The sequence below is a fragment of the Wenyingzhuangia sp. IMCC45467 genome (assembly GCF_054111205.1).
This window is the reverse complement of sequence record NZ_CM134196.1, coordinates 2,620,338-2,639,875: the sequence shown is the minus strand read 5'-3', so window position 1 is coordinate 2,639,875 and position 19,538 is coordinate 2,620,338. Positions and strand designations below refer to the sequence as shown.

Annotated in this window: 20 protein-coding genes; 8 read left to right on the top strand and 12 right to left on the bottom strand. The window is 31.0% G+C overall.

Annotated elements, in window-relative coordinates:
• Positions 1-148 precede the first annotated feature (148 nt).
• The gene (locus ACXGQT_RS11355) at positions 149-829 is read left to right on the top strand and encodes a cell division ATP-binding protein FtsE (RefSeq protein ID WP_457828714.1); all 681 of its coding nucleotides are present in this window, start codon (positions 149-151) and stop codon (positions 827-829) included.
• A 2-nt stretch (positions 830-831) separates the two neighbouring features.
• Here the strand turns inward: ACXGQT_RS11355 and ACXGQT_RS11350 are convergent, their stop codons facing one another.
• From ACXGQT_RS11350 to dnaG, 5 genes are all read right to left on the bottom strand, one after another.
• On the bottom strand, positions 832-1,716 hold the full coding sequence (locus ACXGQT_RS11350; RefSeq protein WP_457828713.1) for a glycosyltransferase family 2 protein: 885 nt from the start codon (positions 1,714-1,716) through the stop codon (positions 832-834).
• Between the two features lie 15 nt (positions 1,717-1,731).
• Entirely contained in the window at positions 1,732-3,018 is a 1,287-nt protein-coding gene (locus ACXGQT_RS11345) for a polysaccharide deacetylase family protein (protein ID WP_457828712.1), read from the bottom strand.
• A complete protein-coding gene (locus ACXGQT_RS11340) occupies positions 3,015-4,115 on the bottom strand; it encodes a glycosyltransferase (RefSeq protein WP_457828711.1) in 1,101 nt (366 codons plus the stop codon). The genes ACXGQT_RS11345 and ACXGQT_RS11340 overlap by 4 nt, the downstream gene beginning before the upstream one ends.
• A 36-nt stretch (positions 4,116-4,151) precedes the next feature.
• Positions 4,152-4,664, bottom strand: coding sequence for a mechanosensitive ion channel domain-containing protein (locus ACXGQT_RS11335; protein WP_457828710.1), 513 nt, complete (start codon positions 4,662-4,664; stop codon positions 4,152-4,154).
• Between the two features lie 70 nt (positions 4,665-4,734).
• Positions 4,735-6,810 (bottom strand): DNA primase, encoded by a 2,076-nt coding sequence (gene dnaG / locus ACXGQT_RS11330; RefSeq protein WP_457828709.1) that lies wholly within the window; start codon positions 6,808-6,810, stop codon positions 4,735-4,737.
• A 224-nt stretch (positions 6,811-7,034) separates the two neighbouring features.
• Here dnaG and ACXGQT_RS11325 point away from each other — a divergent pair, with 224 nt between their 5' ends.
• On the top strand, positions 7,035-7,466 hold the full coding sequence (locus ACXGQT_RS11325; RefSeq protein WP_457828708.1) for a VOC family protein: 432 nt from the start codon (positions 7,035-7,037) through the stop codon (positions 7,464-7,466).
• 88 nt (positions 7,467-7,554) lie between these two features.
• Here the strand turns inward: ACXGQT_RS11325 and clpX are convergent, their stop codons facing one another.
• Together clpX and clpP are read right to left on the bottom strand one after the other, a co-directional pair.
• Positions 7,555-8,787 carry an ATP-dependent Clp protease ATP-binding subunit ClpX gene (gene clpX, locus ACXGQT_RS11320; protein WP_457828707.1) on the bottom strand — a complete coding sequence of 411 codons (1,233 nt, stop codon included), beginning with the start codon at positions 8,785-8,787 and terminating at the stop codon, positions 7,555-7,557.
• A gap of 90 nt (positions 8,788-8,877) precedes the next feature.
• Entirely contained in the window at positions 8,878-9,537 is a 660-nt protein-coding gene (gene clpP, locus ACXGQT_RS11315) for an ATP-dependent Clp endopeptidase proteolytic subunit ClpP (RefSeq protein WP_457828706.1), read from the bottom strand.
• Between the two features lie 139 nt (positions 9,538-9,676).
• Here clpP and ACXGQT_RS11310 point away from each other — a divergent pair, with 139 nt between their 5' ends.
• Together ACXGQT_RS11310 and ACXGQT_RS11305 are read left to right on the top strand one after the other, a co-directional pair.
• Positions 9,677-10,333, top strand: a complete 657-nt coding sequence (locus ACXGQT_RS11310) for a hypothetical protein (protein ID WP_457828705.1) — start codon at positions 9,677-9,679, stop codon at positions 10,331-10,333.
• 66 nt (positions 10,334-10,399) lie between these two features.
• Positions 10,400-11,737 carry a DEAD/DEAH box helicase gene (locus ACXGQT_RS11305; RefSeq protein ID WP_457828704.1) on the top strand — a complete coding sequence of 446 codons (1,338 nt, stop codon included), beginning with the start codon at positions 10,400-10,402 and terminating at the stop codon, positions 11,735-11,737.
• Between the two features lie 162 nt (positions 11,738-11,899).
• Here the strand turns inward: ACXGQT_RS11305 and ACXGQT_RS11300 are convergent, their stop codons facing one another.
• The 4 genes from ACXGQT_RS11300 to ACXGQT_RS11285 form a co-directional block, all read right to left on the bottom strand.
• The gene (locus ACXGQT_RS11300) at positions 11,900-12,349 is read right to left on the bottom strand and encodes a 3-oxoacyl-ACP synthase (protein ID WP_457828703.1); all 450 of its coding nucleotides are present in this window, start codon (positions 12,347-12,349) and stop codon (positions 11,900-11,902) included.
• Entirely contained in the window at positions 12,346-13,437 is a 1,092-nt protein-coding gene (gene dinB, locus ACXGQT_RS11295; protein ID WP_457828702.1) for a DNA polymerase IV, read from the bottom strand. The genes ACXGQT_RS11300 and dinB overlap by 4 nt, the downstream gene beginning before the upstream one ends.
• A gap of 75 nt (positions 13,438-13,512) precedes the next feature.
• Entirely contained in the window at positions 13,513-14,856 is a 1,344-nt protein-coding gene (gene gdhA, locus ACXGQT_RS11290) for an NADP-specific glutamate dehydrogenase (protein WP_457828701.1), read from the bottom strand.
• A gap of 68 nt (positions 14,857-14,924) precedes the next feature.
• Positions 14,925-15,800: a DUF5777 family beta-barrel protein gene (locus ACXGQT_RS11285; protein ID WP_457828700.1), complete on the bottom strand. Its 876-nt coding sequence runs from the start codon at positions 15,798-15,800 to the stop codon at positions 14,925-14,927.
• A 73-nt stretch (positions 15,801-15,873) separates the two neighbouring features.
• Between ACXGQT_RS11285 and ACXGQT_RS11280 the strand changes: the two genes are divergently transcribed.
• The 4 genes from ACXGQT_RS11280 (at position 15,874) to ACXGQT_RS11265 (ending at position 18,352) form a co-directional block, all read left to right on the top strand.
• The gene (locus ACXGQT_RS11280; RefSeq protein WP_457828699.1) at positions 15,874-16,218 is read left to right on the top strand and encodes a hypothetical protein; all 345 of its coding nucleotides are present in this window, start codon (positions 15,874-15,876) and stop codon (positions 16,216-16,218) included.
• Between the two features lie 2 nt (positions 16,219-16,220).
• Positions 16,221-16,772 (top strand): YceI family protein, encoded by a 552-nt coding sequence (locus ACXGQT_RS11275; protein ID WP_457828698.1) that lies wholly within the window; start codon positions 16,221-16,223, stop codon positions 16,770-16,772.
• Between the two features lie 90 nt (positions 16,773-16,862).
• Complete coding sequence (gene pheS, locus ACXGQT_RS11270) at positions 16,863-17,882, top strand: phenylalanine--tRNA ligase subunit alpha (protein ID WP_457828697.1); 1,020 nt, start codon at positions 16,863-16,865, stop codon at positions 17,880-17,882.
• 68 nt (positions 17,883-17,950) lie between these two features.
• Complete coding sequence (locus tag ACXGQT_RS11265; protein WP_457828696.1) at positions 17,951-18,352, top strand: hypothetical protein; 402 nt, start codon at positions 17,951-17,953, stop codon at positions 18,350-18,352.
• A gap of 173 nt (positions 18,353-18,525) precedes the next feature.
• Here the strand turns inward: ACXGQT_RS11265 and ACXGQT_RS11260 are convergent, their stop codons facing one another.
• Complete coding sequence (locus tag ACXGQT_RS11260) at positions 18,526-19,521, bottom strand: NAD(P)H-dependent glycerol-3-phosphate dehydrogenase (protein WP_457828695.1); 996 nt, start codon at positions 19,519-19,521, stop codon at positions 18,526-18,528.
• Positions 19,522-19,538 lie beyond the last annotated feature (17 nt).

Genomic DNA, 19,538 nt, shown 5'->3' with positions numbered 1-19,538 from the left:
TAATTTTAAAAATTACCTAACAAACACATCAAGTATAAAGCCAAAAAACAAAGAGATACTACACATTTTTACATGCCAATAAAGTAATAGATGTTTAGTCTTTAAGGTTTCCTAATTTTTAAATATGTTTGTATAAAACAATCACTATATGTCTAAGCCTGTTTTATACTTAAAAAATGCCAATATTTTTCAAGACAAGATTTTAATTCTTAAGAATTTAGACTTTGAAATAAATAAAGGAGAGTTTTTTTACTTGATTGGAAAAACTGGAAGTGGAAAAAGTAGCTTACTTAAAATTCTTTATGGTGATTTACCTTTAATTGATGGTATTGGAGAGGTAGTTGATTATGATTTACCTAGTTTAAAAGAAAAACAAATTCCGTTTTTAAGACGTAAAATTGGAATTGTATTTCAGGATTTTAAATTACTTAACGACAGAAGTATTAATGAAAATTTACTCTTTGTTTTAAAGGCAACAGGCTGGAAAAACAAAAACAAAATGAACAACAAAATTAACGAGGTTTTAACCAAAGTTGGTTTGCAAGATAAAGGATACAAAATGCCTTTTCAACTTTCTGGTGGAGAACAACAACGTATAGCCATTGCTAGAGCTTTGTTAAACGATCCGGAACTTATTATTGCTGATGAACCTACAGGAAACTTAGACCCTAAAACTTCTATGGAAGTAATGGAATTACTAAATCAAATTCATCAAAGTGGAAAAACTATTTTAATGGCTACTCATGATTATTCTTTAATTTTAAAATATCCACAACGTACTTTTAAGGTAGAAAACGGGGAGGTTTTTGAAGTTGTGCATCAGCAATAAGGCTACCTATTAATAGAGGTAAAATAACCAATTTTATAAAAATCTAACAACCTTTTAGAATAATAACCGCTAGCTAATAACTGCCTAATTAATTTTCCTATAACAAAATAACAACCATTAATTACTTTAAGCTGAAAGGGTGTCATTTTGTTATAAAACCTCAATAATTTTACATAGGCATAAAATTCACTTTTATTAGTCAACTCTAAACATATTAATTTTAGGCTACCCAAAGCTTGATCTGTTTTGTTTAAAAACTCCTTGTTACACTCCAAATCAGTATTCAAAACAGGGTTATTAATATGTGTTATTTTTACTTTTAACTTACTTAATTCAAAGCCAAACAATGTGTCTTCGTGACCATAGCCAGTTATTTGTTCATTAAACAAAATCAAATCAAAAACACTTTTGTCAATTAAAAAGTTGTTTGTCATAAATGTTAGATAAGGATGTTTATTTCTATCAATAACTTTTTTACTTTCAACCTCTCTTCCATACAACCAACTCAATTTTTTATTTTTATTTGGCAATTTTTCTGGATAAATTCTTCCTCCGTAAACCAATCCTCCAAAGTCAACCGCTTCTATATAATTAGCTAAAAACTGTTTATTAACAACCATTGAATCACAATCCATAAAAAGTAAAAACGGATGATTAGCATATTGCTTAAATAAGTTCCTAATTCTAGATCTACCTATATTTTGTGGCAGTTCAATATAAATATGATTTGATAAAGACTCCTTGTTTTTTAACTTATACTGTTCTTTAGAACCATCATCAATTACAATTAACTCCAAGGCTTTATCTAACAAATTCATTTGGTCAGTTAAAACTTTTACAAGTTTTGTAACATCATAATTATATACAGGAATGCAAATTGAAATCATTATCTAGCTACGGAATTACTTCATTAAAATTAACATTTCCTTGTACACTTTTTTCCAACCTTTCCAAATAGTTGTTTCACCCAAAGAAGAATTATGCCATAAAGAAACAAACAATCCATTTACATTATTTACCTCATTAATTAAATTTTTAAGTTCAACCACAGCTTGTTCGGGTGTTAAATTCAAATATTTATTTAAAGTTCCATCCATTACCTGAAAAGGCACTATCCACAAAGGTCTTTGTTCTTCTTTTTCTAAATTATAAAAAGGGTATACATTACAAATTCCTGCTCTAAAACCTATTTGAGAGGCAAAGCCCATGGTATAATCTTTAGTTATTTTTTGACTAATTAAGTTTTCATAAGTAAATGGTAAACTCATTTTTAAAAAATGCTGCCTACTACTGGTTACCTTAGTCCTTAATATATTTTCTAGTCTTTTAACTTCTTTTGATAATAATTCGGGTTTTTTATTAGATTGATAAGAAGGATGAATTCCTATTGAATGTTGTTCATTTAACTTTAAAATCAACTTTTTTAATCCCTTCCTTTTATGGTGAATGTTAACATCGTGTTTTGCTCTATCTCCCAACAAGAAAAAGTATTTAGTTTTAACACCTTTTGAACTATCGGCAATAAAACTATAAGTGTCAAACGGATCTGTTTTTGATCTTAGGTATTGTTTTCTTTCTTGAATCTCTGCAATCTCTCTTTTCATCATTGCTTTAAAGAATCCGCCTAAAAACCTTATAGTTCCTTTTGCCTTATAGGCATAAGCAATATCTATATCCAACGTATTTAAATAACTTGTCTTCTTTTTAGAAAAACTCAACGCTGGAAACAATGTTAACAATTGATTTTGCAACTCTAAAGACCACAAATTTACCACAGGTTTTTTAAGAAAATTGTTTTTAAAAGACAAAGAATCTTCTGCTTTAAAACGTCCATGAACATCTGATTGAAAAGGCAAATACTCTTCGTATCTACTAACCATGTAAAAGGTAGAGGCAAAAATATCAAATAAAAAATCACCCTTGGTTTTAAAAAAATAAGGAACATGATTTCTCCACTCTAGCTCAATATTTTGATTTTTTATACCTTTTTCAAACAATAACTTTGATGGAATAATTTGTAAAGATTTCTCTATTATTTTTGATGAGTAATTAATTTTTGGCAAAGACGATTTTTTAAACTCATAAAGTTTATTGGTTAGTTTATAATCTACCCCTAACACGTATTTAAACAAAACGTTTAAAGTATAAATTAACCTAGAAGTAATAATATCTGAATAAATAATGATCATAAAAACTTACTATAAACTTCTTTAATAATCTCCGATTCTTTTTCCCAATTCAATTCCTTTTTAGCAATCAACAAACTTGTTTTATATGTGTTTTTGTTATCAATTAATACTTGTAGCTGCTCCTTTAATTGATCTATAGATCTAGATGACAAAACTTCTCCTACCTGATAACCTAAAGTAATTTTTTTCATTTCTGGTAAATCGGAAACCAAACAAGGAATTTCTGCATGAATATAATCAAACACTTTATTGGGTAAGGCATATTTGTAATTCATTCCTAAATTGTCTTCCCAAGACAACCCCACATCAAACAAAGGTGTAATCCTTTTTAACTCTAGTGGAGGCATTCTTCCATATAAAAGTATTTTATTTTGTAAGCCTTGTTTGTTTACTTTTTCAGAAACTTCTTTAAAAACATCTCCATCTCCAAACACACATAAAACAGTGTTATCCATATTTGCAACCACATCAATCATCAACTCAATTCCTCTTCCTACATTAACAGCTCCTTGGTAAATTACAGCTTGTTTGGCACTTATAAAGTTTTTAATCTTATTATTATCTGCTTTAATTGTCTTAGTAGAATTTGGCACATTTCTTACTATCTTTAAAGGAACATCATATGTTTCTTGATAGTAAGTAGCAATGGAAGAACAAACCGTAAAAACATCCTTTAATTTTGGAAAAATAAATTGTTCTATTGCTAACCAAATCCTTTGTACTTTGGGTCTGTGAATTAATTCTGGTACCTCTGTAAAAAGTTCATGACTATCATAAACAATAGGTTTATTACAAATTTTTGACACTAAAAAATTAGGCAATAACGTATCTAAATCATTAGACAATAAAACATCTTTTTTAGTAAAAAGCAAAAACCAAAACAACCTAAAGTTATATTCTGCATAGAACAGAGGTCCTTTGTTAAACAACAATTTAATTCTAGTTGTTTTATAATTTCTTTTAATGGGTAAGCTATTCTTTAGTTTTCTACCTACTAAGTGAATGCCAAAACCCATTTCTTGCAACGTGGTACAAACTTTATGCACACGTTGATCTATCACTAAATCATTGGTAACAGAAACGACAATTGTTTTCAAGAAAAAATTTTGACGAAATATACTAAAAACAGAGCATTAGACTGCTTTATCTTCTAACAATTCTATTCCTTTTTGAAGAATTAATGAGTTAGGAAACGTAATGTTTTCTCCTTTATCGGTTCTTATGTAAAAATAAAAACTGGTAATGTCTTTTACCTCTCCTGTAAGATCATAATCTTTATCTAAAATTCTAATTCTACTCCCAATTCGAACTGGGTGATTGAAAAACAAAATTACACTGGCTGTTAGGTTAGACAACAAGGACCATTGCGCTACAAAAGCTACTCCCAAAACAGCTAATGTAGATGATAAAAAAACTGAAAACTTATCAAAATCCACCCCCCATATTACGGCTAAAATGGTTCCAAAAATAGCGTAGATAATCATATAACAAATCACCACAATCACTTTTCTTCTATTAGCATCTATAGCTCTTACAAAAGTGAATTTTTTGATGGCATTTCTCACAAAAAAAAGCATTATCATCATTAAAACAATTGCTACAATACTAGATAACATCTCTTTTCTGAAAATAATTTGGGAGTCCATTTTTATGATATTTATATATGTAAAGATATAGGAAAAAAGAAAAATTGATCCTTATTTTTTAGATGTATTTTCACAAAACTCTATGTAGTTTCTCAAATAACAAAGTCTTTAATTGTGTGTAATTCATTACATCTTGTATGGCCTCTACTCGTTTTTCTTCATCTGCCACTTCTTGCATTAATTCCTTTACTTTTAGTTCAATTAAAACCCTTCTTAAATTTAAAATAGCATCTTGAACTAATTTTTGTAAAACATCTGTTTTTTGAGCCACTTCAATTTCTTTTGATGCCCAGTCACTCAACACATAACGTTCATCGTCCATTAAAATATTGGTTACTTCTGTAGAAATTTCTTGATCTTCATGACTAGTCAATCGCTCTACAGCTAATTTTTCTTCTTGGTTGATTTGATAACTTATTTCTTTATAAATTTTTAAAAACAAAGGATTGGTAAACTCAATTTCATCATCTTGTAACTGCAAATACAATTCATGAGCCACAGTATTGGTATATTCTTCTTTTACCATGATTACTTTTCCTCGTTTATCATGATCTTCCACCCAATCAATAAAATTTACTTCATGATTTCCATAGAGTAATAATATTTGAATGATTTCACGCTCATACAACTCTAAAGTATTAATTCCTTTAACCGTTAATGGAGCTTGCTTAGGGTTTTTACCTTGAGAAACCGCCATTTTATTTTCTTGAGCCATCATCATTTCATGAAAAGCAGCATCGTCTGGAGCATCGTTATGCTGTGAAGATTGGACTCTAGATTTATTTGAAGATGCCACAGTCATTCTTGGGGCTGTACTTGGCTTTCTACTTGCTTCTCTAGCTTGTTTATCTAGCATTTGAGCAAGCTCATTAAACAAAACCGTTTCAGAAATATCCATCATTCTAGAACATTCTTGCACATATACTTCTTGTTTAATATTATCCGGAATTTTAGAAATACTTAACACAATATCACGAATCAATCCTGCTTTTTTAATAGGATCGTTCTGTGCTTCTTCCATCAAAAGAGAAACTTTAAAACTGATAAAATCTTGCTGATTATTTTCTAAATATTCTTTTAACTCCTCAGTTGTTTTTTTCTTTGCAAAGGAATCAGGATCATCTCCGTCAGGAAAAGTAACCACCTTTACATTCATTCCTTGCTCCAAAATTAAATCAATACCTCGAACAGAAGCTCTTAAACCTGCAGCATCCCCATCAAATAAAACTGTCATATTAGGGGTTAACCTTTTTACCAAACGAATTTGATCTGGGGTTAATGCCGTTCCAGAAGAGGCAACCACATTGGTAATTCCACTTTGATACATAGAAATTACATCAGTATACCCTTCTACCAAATAACAATTGTCTTCTTTTGATATTGTTTTTTTAGCCTGATAAATTCCATATAAAATTTTACTTTTATGGTAAATTTCACTCTCTGGAGAGTTTAAATATTTAGCTGCTTTTTTATCGTTGGTTAAAATTCTACCTCCAAAACCTAGCACACGACCACTCATACTGTGAATTGGAAACATCACACGACCTTTAAAACGGTCAAATTGTTTACCATCTTCTTTTACAATGGTAACACCTGTACTTTCTAAATACTGAATATCATATCCATCTTTTAAAGCAGCATCGGTAAAAGCAGTCCATTCATCTAAACAATATCCTAATTGAAATGTTTCTATCATTTCGTTGGTAAAACCACGTTCCTTAAAGTAACTCAACCCAATAGCCTTTCCTTTTTGGGTATTAAGCATGGTTTTATGAAAATAATCTTGTGCATACTTAGACACCAAATACATGCTTTCACGCTCATCTGCAGCTTCTTTTTGTTCGTCAGACTGCTCTGTTTCTTCAATAGCAATATTGTACTTGTCTGCCAAATAACGAATAGCTTCAGGATAAGAATAATGCTCGTGTTCCATTAAGAATGAAATGGCATTTCCTCCTTTACCTGTACTAAAATCTTTCCAAATTCCTTTTACAGGAGACACCATAAAAGAGGGTGTTTTTTCGTCTACAAAAGGAGAAAGTCCTTTAAAACTACTACCCGATTTTTTTAAAGTTACAAACTCACCAATCACCTCCTCTACTCGAGCAGTTTCAAAAACACGGTCTATGGTTTCTCTGGATATCAATTTACTTTCATTTTTATACAAATATAGGTATAGAATTCCATCATACACAAAAAACAAAATATGATGATTTGGCTGTATTGATATATGACTTAAAAACCCAAACAAAACATTAAAAACCAACAAAATACCAAATTGTTTTTATCAATAAAAAACTTATTTTTATTCCCTAATCAAGCACTTTAAAAACAGAACAGACACATTTCATAAACTTAAAACCCTATAAAATGGCAACAGTAAACACGTATTTAAATTTTAATGGAAATTGTGAAGAAGCTTTTAATTTTTACAAATCCATATTTGGTGGAGAATTCAACTATGTTGGAAGATTTAGCGAAATGCCCGAAGGGGGTGGTTTTGAAGTACCAGAATCTTACAAAAACAAAATTATGCATATTGGCTTGTCTATTGGGAACACTCTTTTAATGGGTAGTGATACTATTGAAGGCGATTGGGCTCCTCCTTTTATACAAGGAAATAATTTTTCTATATCAATTCATACTGATAGTAAAGAAGAAGCAGACAAACTATTTAAAAACCTATCTGTTGGAGGACAAATAACCATGCCGATGGATAATACTTTTTGGGGAGATTATTTTGGAATGTTTACTGATAAATTTGGAATCAATTGGATGGTGAATTTTGCTTTAAAAGAGTAATACTCATCTTTTTAAAATTAAACTAAAAAGCCTGATAAAATAATATTTATCAGGCTCTTTTTATAAAATTCACACTTCATAATTTTAATTACGAAGCTTGTTTTAATTGCTTTAACATGGTACTGCTTAATTTACTTTCTGCATACGCTCTAGTAACCTCAAAAGAGGTTTCATCAGTACTTGGCATATCAAACATGGCATCTGTAAAAATAGCCTCACATAAAGAACGTAATCCTCTAGCCCCAAGCTTGTACTCAATCGCTTTTTCTACAATATAGTTTAAAGCCTCTTCATTAACTGTAAACTCAATACCATCCATTTGGAATAATTTGGTGTATTGCTTAATTAATGAGTTTTTAGGCTCTGTTAAAATAGCGCGTAAAGCTGTAGCATCTAAAGGATTCATATAACTCAACACTGGTAAACGACCTATGATTTCAGGAATCAATCCAAAGGTTTTTAAATCTGTTGGAATAATATATTGTAGTAAATTTTTAGCATCTACTTTTTCTTCACTTAATGATGCTCCAAAACCAACTGCTTGTCTGTTTAAACGTTTGCTAATATTACGTTCAATTCCAGCAAAAGCTCCACCTGCAATAAATAGAATATTTTTAGTATCTACTTCAATAAATTTTTGATCAGGGTGTTTACGTCCTCCTTTAGGAGCCACATTCACCACCGTTCCTTCTAATAATTTTAGTAAGGCTTGCTGTACTCCTTCTCCAGAAACATCACGTGTAATGGATGGATTGTCTCCTTTACGAGCAATTTTATCAATTTCATCAATAAATACAATTCCACGCTCAGCACTTTCTACATCGTAATCTGCAGCTTGCAACAATCTACTTAAAATACTTTCAACATCTTCCCCTACATATCCTGCTTGCGTTAACACTGTAGCATCTACAATAGAAAAAGGTACATTTAACATTTTTGCAATGGTTTTTGCAATTAATGTTTTTCCTGTTCCGGTATCACCTACCAAAACCATGTTACTTTTTTCTATTTCTACCTCTTCACTTGAAGTATCTGGCTGTGTTAATCTTTTGTAGTGGTTATAAACCGCCACTGCCATGGTCTTTTTAGTTTGATCTTGTCCAATAATGTATTGATCTAAGAACTCTTTAATTTCTCTTGGCTTTTTTACCACTAAATCAGAATTTTTACTAGTAGATTCCTCTTCTATTTCTTCTGATAAAATTCCATAGGCCTGAGAGACACAACTATCACAAATGTGAGCATCTACTCCTGCAATTAACAAGTTTGTTTCTTCCTTCTTACGCCCACAAAATGAGCACTCCGTTCCTTCTTTTGACATCTTTCCTAATTTTTGGTAATGGTTTGTAGTTTTGGTTGATAGGTTTTAATTCCTATACCAACAACCAACTCCTAAAAACAAACAACCAATTTATTTTCTTGCAAGAATTTCATCTACCATACCGTAAGCTTTAGCTTCTTCGGCTTTCATCCAATAATCTCTGTCAGAATCTTGAGAAACTTTTTCAAAAGGTTGACCTGAGTGATTAGAAATAATGGTATATAATTCTTGTTTTAATTTGTTAATTTCTCTTACAGTAATTTCCATATCTGTAGCTTGTCCTTGTGCACCTCCTAATGGTTGGTGAATCATGACACGAGAATGTGGCAATGCCGAACGTTTTCCTTCTGCTCCTGCACACATCAATACTGCTCCCATACTTGCAGCCATACCCGTACAAATAGTTGCTACATCTGGTTTGATAAATTGCATGGTATCATAAATACCTAAACCTGCATAAACACCTCCTCCTGGAGAGTTGATGTATATTGAAATATCTTTGGTAGCATCAACTGACTCTAAAAACAACAACTGTGCTTGAATAATGTTGGCAACTTGATCGTTAATTCCTGTTCCTAAAAAAATAATTCTATCCATCATTAAACGAGAGAAAACATCCATTTGTGTAATGTTTAACTGACGTTCTTCCATAATATATGGAGTTACTGAACTAACTATTTTATCGTAATGAGTACTGCTAATACCATGGTGCTTAGTAGCATACTTTTCAAATTCTTTTCCGAAATCCATATGTTCTTTTCTTAAGGGTTACAAAGGTAAATATACTAAAGTAAAGTTGAATTAAATAGTTAGGAAAAATACATCTCTTTTATTATAAACAATGATTTTAGTACTTTAGCGTTCTACTAGCAATTTGAATGATTTTTTTATGAAATATATAGCAACCTTATTTTTACTTTTTACACTTTCTACGAGTTTTGCCAAAGAGTTTAGAAGCGAGATTATCAACAGAATAACTCAATCTAACACACCACAGCAAAAATCAAATAAACTTGAGGATCCTTTTGAAACCAAACAAGACATAGATCATCAATTTGATTATTTATATAAAAAATCTACTACTTATCAAGAATACAAAGTGATTGGCATTTCTTTATACAATACATTAAAAAGTAGTGTTTTAGATTCTATACAATCTCAAAAAAACATTATTGCAGAAAAAAACAGTGCTATTACCGATAACAAACAACAAATATTATCCTTACAAAAAAAACTAACAGATACTCAAAACAAACTAGAAACAGCTATATCACTTAAAGAAAGTAGGTCCATTTTAGGAATGCCTTCTAGCAAAACTGTTTTTTCTACAGTAATAGCCGTTACCTACATTACCTTATTTATTTTACTAGCTTTCTTTGTTTTTAAATACAAGCAAAACCTTGGAATTACCAACAAAGCTGTTAGCGACTTAAACGAATTAGAAACTGAATTCGAAAAACATAAAAAAACCTCTTTAAAACGTTTTCAAGAAGTAAGTCGTAAACTACAAGACGAATTAAACAAGAACTGGAAAAAGGAAAAATAACCATACTCTTTTAAACAGATTCCTTATTCTCGTTTGCCTATCTTTGCAGCTAGAAAACTAGGAATTATGTCTTTTGAAAATTTAAACCTTAACAACCAATTACGTAACGCTATTAATGATTTAGGTTACACCGAACCTACCAAAATACAGGAAGATGCTTTCCCTTGTATCATGTCTGGTAGAGATGTGGTTGGTATTGCACAAACAGGAACGGGTAAAACTTTTGCTTACCTAATGCCTATTTTGCGCATGTTACCGTTTTCAGAACAAAAGCATCCTAGGGTTTTAATTGTAGTACCTACTCGTGAATTGGTAGTTCAGGTAATAGAAGCTTTAGACAAATTAACACCATATATTAATATTCGTTATGGTGGAATTTACGGTGGAGCCAACATCAACAAACAAAAAGAAATGATTCACAATGGTTTAGATATTTTAGTATCTACACCTAGACGTGTAATTGACTTAGGAATGATTGGAGCCTTAAAACTTAAATTCATTCAAAAACTTGTGATTGATGAAGTTGATGAAATTTTTAACCTTGGTTTTAGACTACAATTAATTGATATTATTGATTTGGTTCCTAAAAAGAAACAAGCTATTTTATTTTCTGCAACCATGACAGATGAAGTATCTGAATTGATTGAAGAGTTTTTTAACAATCCTATAAATGTTGAATCTGCAGCATCTGGAACTCGTTTAGAAAATATAGAACAGATGGCTTTTTTAGTGCCAAACTTTTATACCAAAATAAATTTATTAAACCATTTATTACAAGATGATGAAGACATGACACGTGTGTTGGTTTTCATCAAACACAAATATTTAGCCGACTTGGTTTTTAACGAAATTCAAGGAATGGCAGAATACCCAGAAGATTCTTTTGCTTTAATTCACTCTAACAAAACACAAAACTATCGTTTACGTTCTGTTGAAAACTTTAAAGAAGGAAAACACAGAGTTTTAATTACTACTGATGTTTTATCTAGAGGAATGGATATTCCTGATGTAACCCATGTAATTAATTTTGATTTACCAAAAGAGCCAGAGGCTTACATGCATCGAATAGGAAGAACAGGACGTGCTGCCAACGAAGGTTTTGCCTTATCGTTCATCACAGAAAAAGACAATGAAAAAGTAGCAGAAATTGAGGCACTGATGGATTATGAAATTCCAAAATACGGAATGCCTAATGAAGTTTTTATTGAAAGTAAATTGTTAGAAGAAGAAGTTGAAAAAGAAGACATTACTCCATATCAAAAACTAGGTTCTAAAGAATTTGCCCCTGGACCTGCCTTTCATGAAAAATCTGAAAAAAATAAAAAAGTAAACTTAGGAGGTAGCTACCGAAGAGAAATTGCAAAAAAATATAAAAAACCTCAACGAAGAAAACCCAAGAAATAGGCAATGGTTAATGGTTAATGGTTAATGGTTAATGGTTAATGGTTAAAATTAGAAAAGCATTTTAACACATCATCATTTATTCTATAAACGTTAAAGGTTTCAACTTCGCATGAACATCCGTAGTCCGTTAGCATCAAAAAGTCTCTAGGGATAGTACAACATTTAGGTGATTTCCTCTATTTTTAATTGCTTTCCGTTAAACACAAAACAATCATCTTTTTGTTTCCCTAAAAGCAATGCTCCTATTGGGGAATTGATGGAAATAACCATAAAGGTTTTGTCTATATATTTTACTTGCCCAACACTTGTCGCTAAAAAATAATAACCCCCATTTGCTACAACCAAGCTCCCAATTTGAGCTTTGGTTTTAGAAGATGTTTCTATTTTACGTAAACTGTTTTTTTGAGACAAAACCGTTTGATATTGTTGTCCCAATTTTTCCATTTCCAACTGTAACATTGCCCTACCCGTTTCATGTTTATCACCAGCAGAACTTTTAGTTTCTGAATTTAAATCTTGCTGATAACCATTAATGGCTTGCTGAATATTCTCTAATTTTTCATCAATAATCTGAATACACTTAGTTAACAATTCCTCTTTATTCACTTTCATAAATCTAATTTTAATTGAATGTATTGTTTAACCGTTTTAGGCTCTTCGTTATTTAAATTACTCATAGAAATCCCTAAAAGTCTTACAGATTCTTTTAATTCATTTTGATACAACAACTCTTTAACAACTAAAAATATATCCGTTTTCAAATGGATATACTCTTCCAAAGTTTTGCTTCTTGTAGTCTGATTAAAATCACTATACTTTATCTTTAAAGTAACCGTTCTTGCTTTTACATTACTTTTTAACAATCTGTTTTCTATCTCATTAGCCAATACTTCTAATTTTTCTAAAATAAAAACTTCTGACGTTAAGTTCTCTAAATAAGTATGTTCTGCACCAACCGATTTTCTAGTTCTTGAAGGTCTTACAGGACTATTGTGAATTCCCCTAACAATATTGTAATAATACTGTGCAGAACTTTTAAAATGTTCTTCTAAAAAAGTTAAATTTTTACTTTTTAAATCGGCTCCAGTAAAAATTCCTAATTGATACATTTTTTGAGTGGTTACTTTTCCTACTCCATAAAACTTTCTAATCTGTAAAGTCTCTAAAAACGGAACTACCTCATCTGGAGTAATGGTTTTTTGTCCATTAGGCTTATTAACATCCGAAGCAATTTTTGCCACAAATTTATTAGGAGCAATTCCTGCCGAAGCATACAAACCTGTTCTCTTAAAAATTTCTTGTCTTATTTCTTCAGCAATCATGGTAGCCGATTGCATATTTTTTTTGTTAATGGTTACATCCAAATAAGCTTCGTCTAAAGACAAAGGCTCAACCAAATCTGTATACTCGTAAAATATTTTTCTTATTAGACTAGAAACCTCTTTATATCGAGCAAAATCAGGGCGAACAAAAATCAAATGCGGACACATTTTTTTAGCCAACGAACCCGCCATGGCAGATTTTACTCCAAACTTTCTTGCCTCATAACTAGCAGCTGCAATAACCCCTCGTTTTCCATCACCTCCAACCGCAATCGCTTTTCCTTGCAATTCAGGAGCATCTAACTGAGCTACCGAAGCAAAAAAAGCATCCATATCTACATGGATAATTTTACGTATAATAAGCTCCTCTTTTTTCAATAGATTTAAATATCAATAGCAAAAAAAGCTCTATCAAAAAAAATGACAGAGCTTTTCATTATTTTTAATAAAATATTAAATAACTCCTTGAGCGAGCATGGCATCGGCCACTTTTACAAAGCCTGCAATATTGGCTCCTTTTACATAATTAATATACCCATCTTCTTCAACACCATACTCTTCACATGATGCGTGAATACTTCTCATAATTTCTTGTAATTTTTCATCAACTTCTAAGCGAGTCCATTTATAACGCAAAGCATTTTGAGTCATTTCTAAACCCGAAGTTGCCACTCCACCTGCATTAGAGGCTTTACCAGGAGCAAATAATATTTTTGCTTTATGAAACACTTCTATAGCTTCTATGGTTGATGGCATATTAGCTCCTTCTGTTACACAAATACATCCGTTATTTACCAATGTAATTGCATCTTCCTCTTGTAATTCATTTTGAGTAGCACAAGGAAAAGCAACATCACATTTTTCTGACCAAGGTGTTTTTCCTTGATGAAAAACAGCCGAAGGATAAACCTCAACATACTCTGAAATACGACCTCTTTTTACATTCTTTAAATGCTTGATAAAATTTAACTTTTCTTGACTAATTCCATCCTTATCATAAATATAACCTGAAGAATCGGACATTGTAACGACTTTACCTCCTAACTGAATACATTTTTCGGCTGCATATTCAGCTACATTTCCAGATCCAGAAATTAAAATAATTTTATCTTTTAAACTATCTTCTTTTGTTTTCATCATGGATTCCGCAAAATATACTGCTCCATAGCCCGTTGCTTCGGGTCTAATTTGAGAACCTCCCCAAGACAGTCCTTTACCAGTTAACACACCCGTAAATTCGTTTCTTAATTTTTTATACATTCCAAATAAAAATCCAACTTCACGAGCTCCTACTCCAATATCTCCAGCAGGCACATCTGTATCATGACCAATGTGTCTAAATAATTCAGTCATAAAAGCGTGGCAAAAACGCATAATTTCATCATCAGATTTTCCTTTAGGGTCAAAATCTGAACCTCCTTTACCACCACCCATTGGCAACGTAGTTAAAGAATTTTTAAACACTTGCTCAAACGCTAAAAACTTTAAAACGCTTTGATTCACTGTAGGATGAAATCTCAATCCACCTTTATAAGGACCTATGGCAGAATTCATTTGAACCCTGTATCCTCTATTTATTTGCACCTCTCCAGCATCATCTACCCAACAAACCCTAAAAGAAATCAACCTCTCTGGCTCTGCTATTCTAGACAGAATTTTTTTACCTGCATATATTTCATTTTCTAATATATAAGGAACTACTGTTTCTGCAACTTCCTGTACAGCTTGTAAAAACTCAGGTTCATGTGCATTACGGACTTTAATATCATCCATAAATTCTTTTACATCTTTATTCATATTTTTTGTTTTATATACTCCAAATTATTTCTTTATTAAGCAAGACAAGAAACATACCATTTGTCTACTTATTTTTTTGATTTTAAATTAAAAATTCTATTGATGTTAAACCCAAAAAAGAAATCTCTTTTAGACCAATCTCCTGCTGCTTGTGTAATAAAAGCATTTTCGTACATTCCTTGAGCATTGCTAAAATGTAACTGAAAAACATGTCCTCCTGTTTCTATTTCATAACCTATAGAAAATACATTTTTGTAAGGACTGTTAGTTGCTCTATTTAAATGCAATCCATAATCTACCACTATTCCCATTCTTTTTGTAAACAAATACCTTCCTCCAAAACCTAAAGCATATTGCAAGTTATCTTGCTCGTCTAACTCCACCAATCCATCGTGTAAAATTGTTGGAATAAACTCTACAGATAATTTGTCATTAATTTTACTAGCCATAATTATTTGATGGGTACTTCTTAACCTGTTTGCAAACTCTAATCCAGGCAACAAATCTTTATCTAAAGAAGTATCTATTCCTAAAAGATGGTGTCCTGCAACAGTAAACGGAAAACCATTCTTTTTTTGATGAAGAATATGATATTTTGCCCCAAAATCGTATGTTTTTCTGAACTTACTCCTAGAAAAACTCACATTTATTTTGTCGGTTAAACCATATACAAATTGCAGTCTTGTAGAAGCTATATCTAATCCAAACAAATCTTCAATTCCGTTTTTAACGGTTCCAAACCTGTGAGCTACAATAAAATTTAAATGATTTTTAGGCACTAATTTGGGAGTTTCAAAATTGACCAATTTGTAACTTTTAAAAGTTGATGTAACCTCTTTTGTAGTATTTTCTGTTGTATCATTAAGCATATCCAACAAATCATTTTGAGCAAATAATGACACCTGAAATAAAAAAACAAAGACTATAAAGTAAAACTTATTCATAATTATGAATTTAATTATTTGTAATTTAAGCTAGTATTAAACTACTAAATCTTAAATTCAAAACCATTAAAACATGAAAAAAATATTTTTAATTACAGTTTTATCATTTTTACTAGTCAATTGTACCAATGATAGTGAATCTGACTTAATGGAAACAGATACTGACCCTACCATCAAACTTACTTATACAAAAGACATAAAACCTATTATTGACAACAACTGCTTACAATGTCATAATAACCCACCTACAAACTCAGCTCCTTCAAGCTATAATACTTATGAATTGGTTAAAAATGGTGCTAATTCCATTCAATCAAGAATGAATAATACTTCAGCTCCTATGCCTCAATCAGGATTGTTACCAGCTGCAACTAGAGCCAAGTTTGATCAATGGATTACGGATGGAAAACTAGAATAATTATGAAAAAATCACTCTTTTACTCTCTTATATTTTTACTAGGAACTACCTTTTTTTATGGGCAAAAAAATTTGTTCAAAACAAATAATGCCATTGTTAAATTTGATGCTGCCAAAACCAATATTGAACCTATAAAGGCAGAAAATCAAAAAGCCAAAATTGTATTAAACACCAACACAGGTGAAATTGCTTGTTTAATGAATATGGTTGATTTTGAATTTCCTAACAAATTAATGCAGGAGCATTTTAATGAAAATTATATTGAAAGCGAAAAATATCCTAAAGCAACTTTCACAGGAAGAATAAACAACTTTAACACCCTTAATTTTAATACAGAGCAAACTATAAACGTTACAGGAAACTTTAAAATTCATGGACAAACACAACAAAAAACAGTTCTTTTAAAAATCTTAAAAGAAGAAAACCTATATGTTCTTACAAGCAATTTCACAATACAACTCAAAGATTTTAAAATAAAAATACCTAGTATTATGTTCTTAAAAATTGCCGAAGAAGTAGAAGTTCAACTGACTGCAAAATTAAAAGAATTGTAATAGTTTACTCAACTTTGTAAAAGTCTATACAAATACAGAAATACTCCAAATAGTTTGTTAAATTTGCAATCTAATTTCTGAATAACAATTATGTTAGATAAAGTTAAAGAACTGATTGGTGAAGTAAATGATTTTAAGGCCTCTAGTAAAGAGGAGCTTGAAGCATTTAGAATTAAATACATGGGTAAAAAAGGAATTTTAAATGACCTTTTTGCTGAATTTAAAAATGTAGCTAACGATCAGAAAAAAGAATTTGGACAAGCATTAAACACGTTTAAAAATGCTGCCGAAGGAAAGGTAAACGAATTAAGAGCGCATCTTGAAGAAACAAGCTTAAACACTAGTAGTTTAAACGATTTAACAAGACCTGCAGAACCTTTACAATTAGGTTCTCGTCATCCTATATCTATTGTAAAAAACCAAATTATTGATGTGTTTTCTAGAATCGGGTTTACGGTTTCTGAAGGACCAGAAATAGAAGATGACTGGCATAACTTTACTGCCTTAAACTTACCAGAATATCATCCTGCAAGAGACATGCAAGACACGTTCTTTATTGAGCAAAATCCAGATATTTTATTACGTACACATACTTCATCTGTACAAACAAGATATATGGAAAACAATGAACCACCTATTAGAACTTTATCGCCGGGTAGAGTTTTTAGAAATGAAGATATTTCTGCTCGTGCTCACTGTATTTTTCATCAAGTAGAAGGTTTGTATATTGATACCGATGTTTCTTTTGCCGATTTAAAACAAACGCTTTTATACTTTACTCAAGAAATGTTTGGAAAGTCTAAAATACGTTTACGTCCATCTTACTTTCCATTTACAGAGCCTAGTGCCGAAGTAGATATTTATTGGGGACTAGAAACTGAAACTGACTATAAAATTACCAAAGGAACAGGATGGTTAGAAATTATGGGATGTGGAATGGTAGATCCTAATGTATTAAAAAATGCCAATATAGATCCTACAAAATATAGCGGTTACGCTTTTGGAATGGGTATAGAACGTATTGCTATGTTGTTATATCAAATTCCAGATATTAGAATGTTTTATGAAAATGATGTTCGTTTCTTAGAGCAATTTAAATCCATCAACTAAAAAAAATAAAAGTTGTAAAGCTAAAAACTTTACAACTTTTTACTTTATTATTCATTCTTTGTTATATCATGAAAAAAGACATCAAAATACCAGAAGTTAAAAACATTTATATGGCCGTTGTAAAGGAATTCAATGAAGAATTTCAATGTGATGATTGGAATGCGTATTTAATAAATGATGGAGATGATGATATAGAAATGGCTATTATTGTTTCTAAAGGTTATGATGAAGATAAAATGATTGAAACTTCTGTAATGCGTAAAACCATTCAGAAATTACCTACCAAATCTTTTGCAAAAGTAGAATTGGTACAACCAGATTTATTTAAGTTAACCAACTTTTTTAATACTACTTTTTTTATTGGAAATACCATGTATGAGAAAAAGTATGTGTTTGAGAAAAACACCATTAAAGAAGGTGCGTTAAGAATGATTAAACAGTTAAACAAAGAAGGAATTATTGCCAAATAGTCTTTAAAAAAAAGAAAAATAAATAGTTTTAAATCGTCATTCTGAATTTATTTTAGAATCTCATAAAGTGAAGTCGCAAATATTAATGAGAACCAGAAACAAGTTCTGGTTGACGAAAGCAATACTTTTCAAACATAACACAAAGCCCCAACTTTAAAAGTTGAGGCTTTGTGTTAGTCTAAATTTTCAGACAATATTTTAAAGTGTTTTCTTGGGCTTTTCCCTTCGTAGACCACACTATAAACAGTGTCAATAATAGGAGTTTTTGCTCCATTTACCTGATTAATTTCATAAGCGGACTTTACAGCGTAATAACCTTCGGCAACCATTTGCATTTCCATCATTGCAGACCTAACGGTATATCCTTTACCAATCATATTTCCAAACATTCTGTTCCTACTAAAAGTAGAATAACCCGTAACCAATAAATCACCTAAATAAGCAGAGTTATTAATATTACGTTTCATTTTATGTACTTTTTTAATATAACGCTTCATTTCTCTAATAGCGTTAGACATTAAAACCGCTTGATAATTGTCTCCATATCCCAAACCATGAGCTATTCCAGCTGCAATGGCATAAATATTTTTTAACATAGCTGCATATTCGGTTCCAATAATATCATCAGAAGTTTTACAAAATATATAGTCAGATGTTAAACAATCTGCCAAACATTTTGCTTTTGCCTCATCTTGACAAGCCACTGTTAAATAAGATAATCTTTCTAAAGCAACTTCTTCTGCATGACACGGTCCTGCAATAACTCCAATATTTTCAAAAGGAACTCCATAAGTTTCGTGTAAATGTTCTCCTACAATTAAACCCGTTTCAGGCACAATTCCTTTGATGGCAGAAAAAACAGTTTTCTCCTTTAAAGGAATCTCTAATTTAGACAGTTCTGTATTTAAAAACGCTGATGGAATGGCAAAAATTAATATATCTGCATAATCTACCAACTCATTAATATCATCAGACAAAATAAGCTGTTCCGTTTTAAACTCAACCGAAGCCAAATAATTTGGATTATGACTGTGCTCTTTAATATACTCTATTGCAGTAGTGTTACGCATGTACCACCCTACCTTATCTACCTTTTCGCATAACATTTTAACTATAGCTGTTGCCCAACTACCTCCTCCAAGAACGGCTACTTTTGTGTCATTTTTCATTAAAACGTATTCTTTTT